We start from the raw sequence: 13,745 nt of genomic DNA on the forward strand, positions 1-13,745 counted from the left end.
GATCCGCCGCAAAAAATCCGTCCGGTTGCCAGTCCGGGCACGGCCTGCTATCCGGAATGATCCCGCAACAAAGGACCGCGCCATGCCCGATTCGCCTGTCCTTGTCACCGGTGCCACCGGCTACGTCGGCAGCCGGCTTGTCCCCAGGCTCCTGGCCGCCGGATACCGTGTCCGGGCCGTGGGCCGCTCCCTGGACAAGCTGGCCGCGCGTCCTTTTGCCGCCCATCCCCGGGTCGAGCTGGCCGAGGCCGACATGCGCGACCTGCCGGCCATGCGCCGGGCCGCAGCCGGCTGCGGCCCGGCCTATTACCTCGTCCACTCCATGCATCCGGGCAACCGTGATTTCGCCGCCGAGGACCGCGAGGCGGCCATGGTCATGGCCCGGGCCGCGGACGACGCCGGGATTTCCCGCATCATCTATCTCGGGGGCCTCGGCCTTGACTCCGACAACCTGAGCCCGCATCTGCGCTCGCGCCACGAAGTGGGCAAGATCCTCGGCTACGGCCGGGTGCCCGTCACCCACCTGCGCGCCGCCATGATCCTCGGTTCGGGCAGCGCCTCCTTCGAGATCATGCGCTACCTCGTGGACCGGCTGCCGGCCATGGTGGCTCCCCGCTGGGTGCGCAACCGCTGCCAGCCCATCGCCGTCACCGACGTGCTCGGCTATCTGGCGGACTGCCTGGCCGAGCCCCGCACCGTGGGCCAAACTTTTGATATCGGCGGGCCGGATGTCCTGACCTACGCGGAAATTTTCGCCCTCTACGCCCGGGTGGCCGGCCTCCCCCGCCGGATCATCATTCCGGTGCCGCTTTTGAGCCCCCGGCTGTCCACCTATTGGATGCAGCTCATCACACCACTGCCCCGCTCGCTCATCGTGCCGCTGGTCGAGGGCCTCCGAAACGAGGTCGTCTGCCGCGACAGCCGCATCCTGGACATCCTGCCGCGCGAGCGCCTGACCTGCCGGGAGGCCATCGCCCGGGCCCTGGGCAAGATCCGCCAGAACGCCGTGGAATCCACCTGCGCCGACGCCGGGTATGTGGCCCCGGCCGAATGGACGGCCTGCGGCGATGCGCCCTATGCCGGCGGCGCGGCCTACGAGTGCGCCTACCGGGCCGTGGTCAGGGCCAGGCCCGAGGCGGTCTGGCGGGCCATTGCCGCCATCGGCGGGGACACGGGCTGGTATTACGGCAACGTGTTGTGGCGGATCAGGGGCTTTTGCGACCAGCTGGTCGGCGGCGTGGGCCTGCGGCGGGTGACCATCCGGCGGGAGGCGCTTCGGGTCGGGGACCCGCTGGATTTCTGGCGGGTGCTGGCGATCAAGGAAAACCGCCGGCTGGTCCTTTTGGCCGAGATGCGGACCCCGGGCGCGGCGCTTCTGGAATTCCGCCTGGCTCCGGCCGGGGCCGAGGCCACGGAGATCACCATCCAATCGCGGTTTCTGCCCCGGGGGCTGGCCGGGCTCGTCTACTGGTACGCGCTCCTCGTGCCGCACCACCTGCTTTTTGCCGGCATGCTGCGCGGCGTGGCCCGGGCCGTGGGCGCGGCCTTCGCCTCCCCGCCCCGGCGACTCGCGCCGCAGCCGGCCTCCGGCACGAGGGGCGCGGCATGACCGTCCCGGCCCGTGACCGCATCCGCCCGGCCCTGCCCGACGACGCCCCGGCCATGGCCCGGGTTTTCGCGGCCGCCATCGAGGGCAAGGCCGCCTGCAGCTACGGGCCGCGCGAACGGGCGGCCTGGATCGCCCGGGGATCGGCCGACCGCTTGGCGGCCATGGTCGAGGACCCGGACCACAACCTCTTCGTGGCCGAGGCGGGACCCGGGCCGACCGGCCTCACGGGACTGGCCGGGCTGCGCGGCTGCGAGGTGAGCCTTCTTTACACCGCTCCCCTGGCCGCGCCCGGTACCGGAGCCCGGCTCCTTCGCGCCGTCGAGTCCCTGGCCCGGGAGATCGGGCTGGAGGGGCTGACCCTCAATGCTTCCCGAAACGCCCTGGCCTTCTACCTCGCCCAGGGCTACGCCGTCCTTCGCCTGGCCAACCGGCCCCTGCCCGGCGGCGTGTCCCTGCCGGTCTGCCTCATGGCCAAGACGCTGGCCCCCTGATCCCACCGTCCTCCCTCCCACGGCTCCTCGAACGATCCACCGGGAATCCGGCCATTGTCCACGATTGGTGGTCCCGGCCCGGAACCGCGGGCAAGGCCATTTGCCGTACTCTCATCCTTTTCTTTTGGAATTCCGGCATGTTGACGACTTGCCCTCCGACCGGGCCGGACCGGGGGCGAAAGCGGCACGGGGATTGCTTTCCCTTCCGCGACGGTGCCGGCACGGCCGGGACCCCGCCAGAGGTCGCCAAACGGCGAAGGGGGATTCGGAGCAGCGCGGGCCCTCGTCGCGGGGCGGATACGCCCCGCGACGGGCACGCCTCCCCCGGAAACACTTCCCGCCTATAACGCGAGGGCCACTTCCTTCCCCCCGGAGGAAGCGGCCCTCGCCTGTTTTCCGCCGCTGCCCGTCCGCGCCCGGGGACACGAAAAAGGCCGCCATTCCCGATGGAAAAGGCGGCCCGGGCTTTTCCGGGAGGTCCAGTCCCTGGGCCTGCCGGTCGGGAATCCACCGCCCCAGGCGGCTTCCGAGGCTCGCAAAAAGGTTGCCGGCCGGCTGCCGCCCGCACTACACCGCACCGGCGACGCCGGCCGCAGGGCACGGACCTTGTCTTGGCAACGGCAGTCTCCATCGTAATTGAAACCCACCCGTCGCAGGAAACATCATGGCGCACGCTCTCAAGGACTTCCTCCAGCCTGGGGACCTGGTTTTCGATGTCGGGGCGAACATCGGGAAGAGCACGCAACACTATCTGGATCTTGGCGCGCGCGTGGTGGCTTTTGAAGCAAATCCCCGGCTGGCCGCCACGCTGTGCCGCCGTTTTGCCGCCACTCCCCAGGCCTTCATCGAGAACAAAGCCGTTGCCGACAGGCCAGGAATCGTCACGCTCAACATCTGCACGCAATCCCCTGTCCTCTCCACCTGCAACCCGCAGTGGTTCACGGGACGCTTCAAGCAATACCTCTGGGACGAGAAGGTTCAAGTGCCCTCCGTTACCCTGGACATGGCCATGGATTTTTTTGGCACTCCCCGCTTCATGAAGATTGATGTGGAGGGCTTCGAACGGCAAGTTCTTTCAGGTTTGTCACGCCCGATCGGGCTCTTGAGCTTTGAATTCACCATTGAATTCATCGAGAACATGGGGCGTTGCCTGGAACATCTGGAGTCCATCGGCATGACCAAGTTCAATCTCGGTCTTGCCGAACACGACGCGTTGGCCTTGCCCGAATGGCTGTCCGGGGAGGAGGTCAAGACCTTGGCAGGGGATCTCGGGAGGCGGGATGGCGGCCTTTGGGGCGACGTTTACGCGATGCGGGGCTGACAGGTGCCCGTTTCCCGTGGCGCACTTGCAGCCAGCCCGATCCGGCGAAATCGCCGCCCCGTGTTGCGATCCTTAAAGGATACGCCAGTCTTCTTTAAGAAAAAAAAAAAAACAATCATCGCAGGTAATTACTCATGAAAGAAGTATGTCCTTTTTTCATGGACGCGACGAGCCGAGCGGCTTGAAATCCGGCGTCCGTTCCACCGGCACCATGCCGGCCGCCTCGATGGCGTGGCGCAGTTCGGAGAGCGTCAGGCCCTTGGGGCTGTCCGCCCCGGCGGCGTGGCCGATGCGCTCCTCGACGATGGTGCCGTCGAAGTCGTCGGCCCCGGCCCAAAGGGCCATCTGGGCCGCCTTGATGCCGAGCATGGCCCAGTAGGCCTTCAGATGCGGGATGTTGTCCAGGAAAAGCCGGGACAGGGCCATCAGGCGCAGGACCGTGACGCCGTCGGGCCCCTTGGCTCCGAGCGTGTTGTTGGCCGGCTGGTAGGCCAGCGGAATGAAGCAGGTGAACCCTCCGGTCAGGTCCTGCAGGTCGCGAAGCGCGGACAGGTGGGCCACCCGGTCGGCCCAGCTCTCGATGTGGCCAAACAGCATGGTGGCGTTGGTGGGCAGGCCCATGCCGTGGGCCGTGGCGTGGATCTGCAGCCACCGCTCGCCCGTGATCTTCTCCGGACACAGCCGCGCGCGAAGGGCCGGGGAAAAGACCTCGGCCCCGCCGCCCGGCAGCATCATGAGCCCGGCCTCGCGCAGGGCCGAGAGGATCTCGAACTCGGAGACGCCCCGGGTGTCGGCCAGATGGGCCACCTCCACGGCGGTAAAGGCCTTGATGCCGGCGTCGGGCCGGGCCTTGGCGATGGCCCGGAGCATGTCCAGGTAGTATTCCAGCGGCAGCTCGGGATTGAGCCCGCCGACCACGTGGATCTCCCGGATGGGCGCGTCGCCGCGCGCGTCGAGATCGGCCACGATGTCGGCGGCGGAAAGCGTCCGGGCCCCGGGCGCGCCCTTGGTCTTGCTGAAGGCGCAAAACCGGCAGGCGTTGACGCAGACGTTGGTGAAATTCACGTGCACGTTGTGCACGTAGTAGGCGTTCCTGCCGTGCCGGGCCAGCCTGTCGTCCATGGCGGCGGCGCACAGGTCGTGCAGCGGCGCGGCCACGGCCAGGATGAGGGCCTCGTCGGGGGTCAGGCGCTGGCGGGAGCGGGCCTTGTCCAGGATGGCGGCGATATCATCGCCCGGGGGGGGTGTCATTGCATTCATGGCGTTGCCGGGGTAGCATTTGACGGTCCGAACATTATGGGGTGGGAAGCCCTGTACCCCTTTTCCCCGCCGTCCGCCAGGGCGGCGGACCGTCGGAGGCCGGTCATGTCACGGATTTCATGCGGCGCGCTGCTCGCCCTCCTCTGCGCCCTGGCGGCGGGCATGTCCACGGCCTGGCCGGCGCAGGCGGCCAGCCGGGCCACCGACGATTCCACCGCCGCCCTGTCCCGGTTTTTCCAGAGCAAGACCCGCGAACTGCCGGGCCAGCCCATCGATTTCCAGGTCATGGCCGGCTACGCCATGCTTCGCACCGGCGATCCCGAAAGCTCGGGCCGCTACGCCATGACCTCGATCAACGTGTCCCGGGTGGCGCCGGAGATCTACCGCCTGGACGTCAGCCTCGAAAAACCGCTGGCCCGGGACACCTGGTCCACCGACCAGCCCTACTTCTTCACCGAAAGCCGGACCTATTTTTTCTGGTACCAAAACGGCGAACAGATCATCTTCAAGGTGGGCGGGAAGAAAGTCGCCCTGCCCCTTGGCCGCAAGGACGTGCTGCGCGTGGACATCCACTCGCCGGACACCTACTCCATCGACCGGGAAACCATGTTCAAAAACATCAGCTTTGACGACGGCCCGGTCACCATCCACCTGCAACTGAAGTTCAAATAGGAAGCTCCATGGGAAGCGTCACCCCGGAGACGCGGCCCTCCGCGACGGCATCCTCCCCGCCATCCCGCGCCCCGGGGCCGGCCTGTGGGACGACCTCTTCCCGGACGGCCGGCCCGAATTCCTCCCTGCGGCCGATGCCCGAGGCCGGCCGGCCGAGCCCCGACGCGGAGGCCGCCGCGCGCCTGGGCGAGGCCGCGGCCCGCATCCGGCAGGGGCCGGAATACCGGGCGGCCAAACGGTTCGTGCGCCCGGGCGCGGTGGTCTTCGACGTGGGCGCCCACCGGGGGGCCTGGAGCCTGGCCGTGGCCGAGGGCGTCCCGTCTGTCGCCCTCCATCTGTTCGAGCCCCTGCCCGGGGCCTTTGCCGCCCTTGGGGCCACGATCCTCCGGCATTTTCCGGAGGCGCGCCTCCGCAACCTGGCCCTGGCCGACATGGCCGGCCGGCTGCGGTTCCACCACTACCGCGAAAGCCCCACCTGGAGCGGCTTTTTCCGGCGCCGCGGCGAGGAGGCCAGGGGGAGCGTCGGCGCGCCCGAGGTCCTGACCGTGGCCTGCGACACCCTGGACGCCTATTGCCGGACGGAGGGGATCTTCCACATCGATTTTCTCAAGATCGACGTGGAAGGCGCGGAGCCGGCCGTCCTTCGGGGCGCGGCCGGGCTGCTGGCGGCCGGGGCCGTGGACGCCCTGCAGTTCGAGTACGGCGGCACCTTTGCCGACGCCCGGGCCACGTTGCGTTCCGCCTTCGACTTCCTGGCCTTGCGGGACTACGTGCTTTTTACCGAGGCGGACGGAGATTTCACGCCTGTGGAAACGTGGTCCGACCGGCTCGAGGACTACGCCTACGCCAACTACCTGGCCGTCCACCGCCGCCTTGCCGGCTGGTTTCTCGGCCGGCCGCCGGCCATGCTGGACCTGGGGGCCGAACTTCGGAGCCGGGGCATCCGGCCCCGGGGCGTCATCCACATCGGGGCCCACGAGGGCCGGGAACTGGCCGCCTACCGGGCCATGGGCGCGTCGCCCGTCCTTTTCATCGAGGCCAACCCGGCCGTGGCCGCCCGGCTTGAACGAAACGTGGCCGGGGAGCCGGACGTCTTCGTGGCCGTCTGCGCCGCCACCGACGGCGCGGCCGAAACCGCCACGCTCCACGTCACGAGCATGGACCAGAGCAGCTCGCTTTTGCCGCTCGGCGAGCACCTCGCCCTCTACCCCGGCATCGTGGAGACCGACGCGATCACGGTGCCGGCCGTGTCCCTGGACGCCCTGCTCGACCGGCTGGGTCTCGACCCGGCCGCTTTCAACCTGATCAACATCGACATCCAGGGCGCGGAGCTTGTCGCCCTTCGGGGCGCGGCGGCCACGCTCCCCCGCATCGAGGCCATTAATGCGGAGATCAACTACCGGGAGCTCTACCAGGGCTGCGTCCTGTCCCACCAGCTCGACGCCTTCCTCGCCGGCTTCGGCTTCGTGCGCGAGGCGGCCGTGTGTCCCTACGATCCGAGCTGGGGCGACGCCCTCTACGTCCGACGATCGATCCTCAGCATGGCCGACCTGGGGCAAAACGGCCGCTTCGCCAACCAGCTGTTCCAGTACGCCTTTTTAAGGCGCCACGCCGCCCGCCATCGTCTCACGGCCCAGGTCCCGGCCTGGGTGGGGAACTTCCTTTTCGGCGCGGCCGATCCGCCGCCGCCCCGGGCCCTGCCGCTGGTGCGCCAGACCTCCCCGGTCCCGGCCACGGACGCCGTGGCCGGGGCCGATCCGCCGGTCAGAAACGTGGACCTGTCCGGCTATTTCCAATTTCATTCCAGCTTTTACGCTGCGGACAAGGCCTTTTTCCGAAGCCTCTTTGCGCCCGTGCCCGAAATCAAGGCCCCCCTCGACGCGGCCCTCGACCGCCTGCTGGCCGGCCGGCGCACACTGGTCGCCCTGCACCTGCGGCGCGGGGACTACGGCTACGGCCACTTTTTCGTGGCCCCCTCCGCCTGGTACCGCGACTGGCTGGCAGCGGTCTGGCCACACCTCCCCGACCCGCTCCTCTACATCGCCAGCGACGAGCCGGAGAAGGTCCTCCCGGACTTCGCGGACTACGCTTCGGCCTCCCGGGCCGACCTCGGGGACCTCGGCACGATCGACGCCGTGTGCCCCTGCTATCCCGACTTCCACGTCCTGACCCGGGCCGACGGGCTGGCCATCTCCAACAGCTCCTTTTCCTTTGCCGCCGCCATGCAAAACGACCGGGCGACCGTCTTCATGCGCCCCCGGCTGGGGCTTGGAAAACTCATCCCCTTCGATCCCTTCGACGCGGAGGTCTTATTCCGCGACGAAACGGTCGAAAGCCACGGCGCCCCGTAATCTCCCATGGCCGCCCTGCCCCGCATCACCTTCGGCGTCATCGTCCTAAACGGCGAGCCTTTCACCCGCTACTGCCTGCGGGCGCTCTACCCCTTTGCCCACCAGATCGTGGTGGTCGAGGGCGCGGTTGGACGGGCCATGGGCCAGGCCCGGCCGGACGGGCATTCCCGGGACGGCACCCTGGAGACGCTCTACGATTTCAAGGCCAACGAGGACCCGGACGGCAAGCTTGTCGTCGTCACCCAGGACGGGCCGTGGGAGGAGAAGGACGCCATGTCCGCGGCCTTTGCCGCCCGGGCCACCGGGGACTGGCTGTGGCAGGTGGACATCGACGAGTTCTACCGGACCCGGGATATGGAGCTGGTCTGCTCGCTCCTGGCCGGGGACCCGTCGATCACGGGCGCGGTCTTCCGGCAGTGGAGCTTTTTCGGCTCGCCCGGCATCGTCAACGGCAGCTCGTACCTGCTGGCCGGGGGCGACGCGTTCCGGCGGCTTTTCCGCTGGGGTCCCGGATACCGCTATGCCGGCCACCGGCCGCCGACGATCCTCGACGACCGGGGCCTCGACGTCCTGAGCCTGCGGCCCCTTTCGGCCGAGGCCTTGGAGGCCATGGACGTGCGGCTTTTCCACTATTCCCTGCTCTTTCCCAAGCAGGTCCGGGACAAGACCGCCTACTACGCCGCCTGGACCGAGGTTCCCCACTGCCGGGACCTGCCCCGGTGGTGCGAGGAGCAGTTCCTCGGCCGGGCCGACCCCTTCAACCTCTTCACCGTGCGCGACCAGCCCGGCTGGATCGAGTCGTACACCGGCGACCACCCGGAGCAGGTGGCGGCCATGCTCGGCGACATCGCGGCCGGCCGGCTGGCGGTTGAGCCCTACCCGGCCGACGGGCTGGCCGCCCTGGCCCGTGATCCCGGCTACCGCCGGCGGATCGGCCTTCTCAAGGGGGAGCTCCTCGGCCGGCCCGACCCGGCCGCGCGCAACATGCGGCTTGGCGACCCCTTTTTCCAAAAGCGGGTCCTCGGCCGGGTGCCGGGCATCCGGGGCGTGCTCGTCAACCAACTCGACGCCTACGGCGGCGCGGCCCGCATCGCGCTTGACCTCGGCCGGAGCCTCAATGCCGGGCCCGACGACTTCACGTATTTCGTCTGGAAAAAGAAACTGCCCGACTACTGGATCGAGACCATCGGCCAGGAGGACAAGAACCGGCCGGCCAAGGCGGCGGCCGAGGCAATGGGCCTTCCCGACTACAACGTGGCCAGCACCTTCTTATTGGCCGAGCGGCGGGCATTTCAGGAGGCGCAGGTTGTCCACTGCCACAACCTGCACACCGGCTACTGCAATCCCATGAGCGCCGCCGGCTGGAGCGTGGGAAAGCCCCTGGTCTGGACGCTCCACGACATGCAGGGGCTGACCGGCAACTGCGCCCACGCCTTCGCCTGCCCGGGCTGGCGCACGGGCTGCGGCGACTGCCCGGACTTGCGCGTCTATCCGGGCCTCGCCACCGACACCACAGCCGAACTGTGGCGCGACAAGGCCACGGCCGGACAGGCCCTGGACGCCCACATCGCGGTGCCGTCCGAATGGCTTAAGCGCCAGGTGGAAGAAAGCTTTCTGGCCCACCTGCCCGTCCATGTCATCCCCAACGGCATCGACACCGACACCTTCGCCCCGCGCGACCGGCAGGCCGCGCGCCGGGAACTGGGGCTGCCGCCCGGGGCGACCATCCTGTCCTTTTGCGCCCACGGCGGCCTGGCCAATTCCTGGAAGGGCGGCGCGCACCTGGTCGCGGCCCTGGCCGCCCTGGTCGAGCGCCACCCGGAGGTGGTCCTTTTAAACATCGGCGGCACCTACGAGGACGCCGGCCTGCCCATCGTCAACCTGCCGTTTTCCCTCGACGCGGCCAGGCTGGCCACGGCCTACGCCGCCTCGGACGTGTTCGCCTACCCGAGCCTGGCCGACACCTTCGGCCTGGTCGCCCTGGAGGCGCTCTGCTGCGGCCTGCCGGTGGTTTCGTTCGACGCCGGGGCCCTGCCGGAGATCGTCCGCGACGGCGAAAACGGGCTGGTGACGCTCACGGGCGACACGGAAGCCTTTACCCGGGCCCTGTCCCGGCTCATCACCGACCGCGACCTGCGCCAAACGCTGGCGGCCAACGCCCCGTCCGCCCGGGATTCCTACGGCCTGCCGGCCATGGTCGCCCGCTACCGGGACCTCTACCAACACGTCATGGCCGAGCGCGCCGCCAGGTCCCCGGCCGCGCGCCGGGACCTCGCCCGCCGCCAAGGCCCGGCGCTTGCCACCCTGGCCGCCCGGCTGGCCGCCGTGGGCAACACCGTGGGCGCGACCGCCCTGAACCAGGCCGCCCGCAGCCTGCCCGCCTGACCGCGCCCACTTTCCAGGGGGTCCGGGGATGATCCCGCCCGGCCGCCGGAGGCATCCCCTTGCCCTTCTCCCCTTACCTCTTGCCCCTACCCCTCCCCCTTGCCCCGTTCCCGCAAAATGGCCTTGGCCGGGATGAGGCCGGTGGCGGCGGCGGAGACGATGTTGCCGGCCACGCCCGGGCCGTCGCCGGCCACGTACATGCCGGCCACGGCGGTTTGCAAGTCCGGGGTGGTGTCGATCTGGGTGGCGAAGAACTTGATCTCCGGGGCGTAGAGCAGGGTCTCGTCGTTGGCCACGCCCGGCACCACGGCGTTTAGCTGCTCCAGGCCGTCGACCAGGTTGGCCACGATGCGCTCGGGCAGGGCCATGGCGATGTCGCCGCAGGTGACGGAAGTCAGCGTCGGCTCGACCGAACCGCGCCGGATGCGGCTCCAGGTGCTGCGCCGGCCGCGCTTCAGGTCGCCGAAACGCTGGAGGATGGGGCTGCCGCCGCCGATCATGGTGGCCAGCCGGCCGATGGCCTCGCCGTAGGCCTGGTTGTCCGAGACCGGGTCGGTCAGCACCACCTTGGACAGAAAGGCGAAGTTGGAGCTGTCGGACTTGGCGTCCATGTAGGCGTGGCCGTTGACGCACACGAAGTCCTGGTAGTTTTCGAGGGCCACGTACCCGCCCTGGTTGGTGCAAAAGGTCCGGGTCTGGTCGTCGTATTTGCGGGTGCGCACGAAAAAGGTCGGGTCGTAGATGACGTCGGTCAGATCGGCCAGGATTTCGTTGTGGACCTCGACCCGCACTCCGACCTCGATGCCGCGCTGGCTGTAGGGCAGGCCATGGCGGCGGGCCAGCCCCCCCATCCACTCCGCCCCGACCCGGCCCGGGGCCAGGATCACGGCCGGGGCCCCGTAGGTCCCCTTGGCCGTGGTGACGCCGGCCACGCGGCCGGCTGCGACCACCACGTCCCTGACCTCCTCGCCGGTGCGGATGACCACGCCCCGGCCGGCCAGGCCGGCGGACATGGCCGCGATGTGGTCGGGCAGATGGTCGCTGCCGAGGTGCTTCTGGCGGATGAGCAAAAGCTCGATGCCGAGCTTTCGGGCTTCCTTGCGGATGTTTCGCGCTTTTTCCTGGTCCGTGGGATAGACCGGGCCGTCCATGCCGAGTTCGGTGAAAAGGGCCTCGGTTTCGTCGATGAGCGCCGTGGCCGCAGACAGGGACATGAACTGGGTCAGGTCGGTCTTGCCGAGCTTGGGGATGAAGTTGAGCTTGCCATCGGAAAAAAGCCCGGCCCCGCCGATGCCGGCCAGGATGTTGCAGGGCTTGCACTTGAGGCAGTCCTTGCGGCCCTGCATGGGGCAGCGGCGTTTGCCGGCGGCCTTGCCCTTCTCCAGCAGCAGGACCGACAGGTCCGAGTGCAGGGAGAGGTAATGGGCGGCGAAAAGTCCGGCCGGCCCGCCGCCGACCACGATGACGTCGAAATCTTTTCCGGCTTCGTTTTCCACGGGTCATCCTTTGCGGGAGTGCCGCGCCAGGCGGCGATGCTTCCCGGATACCGCGCCCGTCGGACTTCTGGCAAGGAGCGCGGCGGCCGGTCGCGGCCGGGCCGGGAGGCGGCTATCCGCCCGGCCCGGCCCGGTTCTTTTTCTTTCTCCCGGGATAGGCTACCATGTCCGAAAAGGCGTTCCCGTGTCTTTCCCGGCCAAGGCCCCCGTGCCGTGGCCGGGGTTGTCTGGCCGCATGGTCCCCGGAACCTGCCGGAAGGAGATGCCCGTGAACAACCGGGTGCTTTTCATCGACGACGACGAGCGGATCCTGGCCGGATTCCGGCGCAACCTCCACGGCTCCTTCGAGGTGGACACGGCCGTCGGGCCCGAGGCCGGGCTGGCCAAGGTCAGGGAAAGTCCGGCCTACGCCGTCGTGGTCTCGGACCTGCGCATGCCCGGCATGGACGGCGTCGCGGTCCTGTCCAAGGTCCGCGAGATGCGGCCCGAGACGGTGCGGGTGATGCTGACCGGATTCGCCGACCTCGAGGCCGCCATCGGCGCGGTCAACGAGGGCAACATCTTCCGATTCCTGACCAAGCCGTGCGAGACGAGCTATCTGGTCGGCGCCTTGACCGCGGCCGTGGAACAGTACCGGCTGGTCATGGCCGAGCGGGAGCTCCTTGAAGGGACGCTTCGAGGCAGCCTCAGGATGCTGTCCGAAGTCCTGTCGCTCTTGCGGCCCGAGATCTACGGCCGCATCTCGCGGATCGCGCCCTATGTGCGGCCGCTCTCCCGCCTGTGCGGCGATCCGAGCCCCTGGCAGACCGAGGCGGCGGCCATGCTGTGCCAGATGGGATTTATCATCCTGCCCGACGCGGTCATCTCCCGGGTGGAGCGCGGCCGGACCCTTTCGGCCGAAGACGCGGCCACCTACCGACAGCACGCCGAGGTGGCGGCCAAGCTCGTGGCCAACATCCCGCGCATGGGCGGGGTGGCCAAGGCCATCGCCTACCAGGAAAAGAATTTCGACGGCACCGGCTTTCCGCAGGACGCGGTGCGGGGCAAGGAGCTGCCGGTCGGGGCGCGCATCCTGCGGGTCCTGCTCGACTTCGACCGGCTGGTGTCGGCCGGCGCGGCCAAGGCCGAGGCCTACAAGACCATCAAGCAGGGCGCGGGACTCTACGATCCGGACGTGGTGGTGGCGTTTGGCGAGGTGCTCGGCGAGGAAGGCAAATACGTCATCGTGCCGGTGGCGGTGAAAAGCCTTCGCGACAACATGATCCTGGCCGAGGACATGTTCGTCACGCGCGGCGGCCAGCAACTGAAGGTCCTGCCCAAGGGCTACGCGCTTTCGAGCGTCTCCCTGGCCCACATCGCCAAGCTGGCCCGCTACGATCCGGTCACGGACCCGGTCAAGGTCATCGTGCCGAGCGGCGACTGAAGCCGGCGGCGGGGGCCGGGGCTTTGCGGCCGTCCCCGGAAAGGGGCGGCGGCGCCGGGCCGGCGACGTCCGTCCCGGCGCGATCGGCCGGACGCATCGAGGGCGCGTCCGGGGCCGCCGCGCCGGGGCTGTCGGAAAACCGAAGCCGCGCGGGGGCCCCGGACGGGGCGGCGCGCGGCCGGAATATCGGTCAGGCGGCGCCGGCTACTCGGTGGCGGCAGCGGCAACGGGCTTGCGGCGGCGTTCCCAAAGACGCATGTCCTTCATCTTCTTGCGGCGTTCCCGTTGCAGGGATTTGGCGGCCAGGGGCGCGCCCTTTTTGTAGCCGTATTTGGCCCGGTATTCCTCGGGCGTGAGGCCATGGGCCCCAAGATGTTTCTTGGTAAGGACCTTGAACGCCTTGCCGCATTCCAGGCAGACCACGCTGCTTTCCTTCACCGCCTTGCTCGGATCCATGGCCGGGGCGGCCGCTTCGGCCGGAACGGACTCCGCTTCGGCGGCCGCCTGAATGCCGGCGGCCACGTTGCGCAGCATGGAGGTGATTTCTTCATCGGTCATGGTCCGGACCGACGCCTGGGCCTTGACGATTTCCAAGGCTGCTTTCAAATATTCTTCCATTGGTCTCTCCTGATGACGACTTTTACTACGTATAAGTAAGCCAGCGCATAATTGCAACTGAATTCAAAAACAAACGGAAAGCCTTTCATACAGCCACTAGTTACGGGTTGCGACAGCCG

10 protein-coding genes are annotated in these 13,745 nt (G+C 68.8%); 7 read left to right on the forward strand and 3 right to left on the reverse strand.

The features are described 5' to 3' along the window. Positions 1-82: 82 nt before the first annotated feature. From DFW101_RS06685 to DFW101_RS06695, 3 genes are all read left to right on the forward strand, one after another. Positions 83-1,609 carry an SDR family oxidoreductase gene (locus DFW101_RS06685; RefSeq protein ID WP_009180748.1) on the forward strand — a complete coding sequence of 509 codons (1,527 nt, stop codon included), beginning with the start codon at positions 83-85 and terminating at the stop codon, positions 1,607-1,609. Then, a complete protein-coding gene (locus DFW101_RS06690) occupies positions 1,606-2,100 on the forward strand; it encodes a GNAT family N-acetyltransferase (protein WP_009180749.1) in 495 nt (164 codons plus the stop codon). The genes DFW101_RS06685 and DFW101_RS06690 overlap by 4 nt, the downstream gene beginning before the upstream one ends. A gap of 664 nt (positions 2,101-2,764) precedes the next feature. Further along, positions 2,765-3,421, forward strand: a complete 657-nt coding sequence (locus DFW101_RS06695; RefSeq protein WP_009180750.1) for an FkbM family methyltransferase — start codon at positions 2,765-2,767, stop codon at positions 3,419-3,421. A 156-nt stretch (positions 3,422-3,577) separates the two neighbouring features. Here DFW101_RS06695 and DFW101_RS06700 read toward each other — a convergent pair whose 3' ends face one another. After that, positions 3,578-4,681: a radical SAM protein gene (locus tag DFW101_RS06700; RefSeq protein WP_009180751.1), complete on the reverse strand. Its 1,104-nt coding sequence runs from the start codon at positions 4,679-4,681 to the stop codon at positions 3,578-3,580. A 105-nt stretch (positions 4,682-4,786) separates the two neighbouring features. On the opposite strand from DFW101_RS06700, the gene DFW101_RS06705 reads away from it, so the two are divergent. The 3 genes from DFW101_RS06705 to DFW101_RS06720 all read left to right on the forward strand — a co-directional run bounded on the left by DFW101_RS06705 (position 4,787) and on the right by DFW101_RS06720 (position 10,089). After that, positions 4,787-5,353, forward strand: a complete 567-nt coding sequence (locus tag DFW101_RS06705) for a hypothetical protein (RefSeq protein WP_009180752.1) — start codon at positions 4,787-4,789, stop codon at positions 5,351-5,353. Between the two features lie 134 nt (positions 5,354-5,487). Further along, positions 5,488-7,704 carry an FkbM family methyltransferase gene (locus tag DFW101_RS19455; protein WP_198285080.1) on the forward strand — a complete coding sequence of 739 codons (2,217 nt, stop codon included), beginning with the start codon at positions 5,488-5,490 and terminating at the stop codon, positions 7,702-7,704. A gap of 6 nt (positions 7,705-7,710) precedes the next feature. After that, on the forward strand, positions 7,711-10,089 hold the full coding sequence (locus tag DFW101_RS06720; protein WP_009180754.1) for a glycosyltransferase: 2,379 nt from the start codon (positions 7,711-7,713) through the stop codon (positions 10,087-10,089). Between the two features lie 86 nt (positions 10,090-10,175). Here the strand turns inward: DFW101_RS06720 and DFW101_RS06725 are convergent, their stop codons facing one another. Beyond that, entirely contained in the window at positions 10,176-11,585 is a 1,410-nt protein-coding gene (locus DFW101_RS06725; protein WP_009180755.1) for an NAD(P)/FAD-dependent oxidoreductase, read from the reverse strand. Positions 11,586-11,847: 262 nt separating this feature from the next. Here DFW101_RS06725 and DFW101_RS06730 point away from each other — a divergent pair, with 262 nt between their 5' ends. Next, complete coding sequence (locus DFW101_RS06730; RefSeq protein WP_232286170.1) at positions 11,848-13,008, forward strand: HD domain-containing phosphohydrolase; 1,161 nt, start codon at positions 11,848-11,850, stop codon at positions 13,006-13,008. Between the two features lie 204 nt (positions 13,009-13,212). Here the strand turns inward: DFW101_RS06730 and DFW101_RS06735 are convergent, their stop codons facing one another. Further along, entirely contained in the window at positions 13,213-13,626 is a 414-nt protein-coding gene (locus DFW101_RS06735) for a Ros/MucR family transcriptional regulator (protein WP_009180757.1), read from the reverse strand. Between the last annotated feature and the right edge of the window lie 119 nt (positions 13,627-13,745).

The organism is Solidesulfovibrio carbinoliphilus subsp. oakridgensis, assembly GCF_000177215.2.
Classification (GTDB): Bacteria; Desulfobacterota; Desulfovibrionia; order Desulfovibrionales; family Desulfovibrionaceae; genus Solidesulfovibrio; species Solidesulfovibrio carbinoliphilus.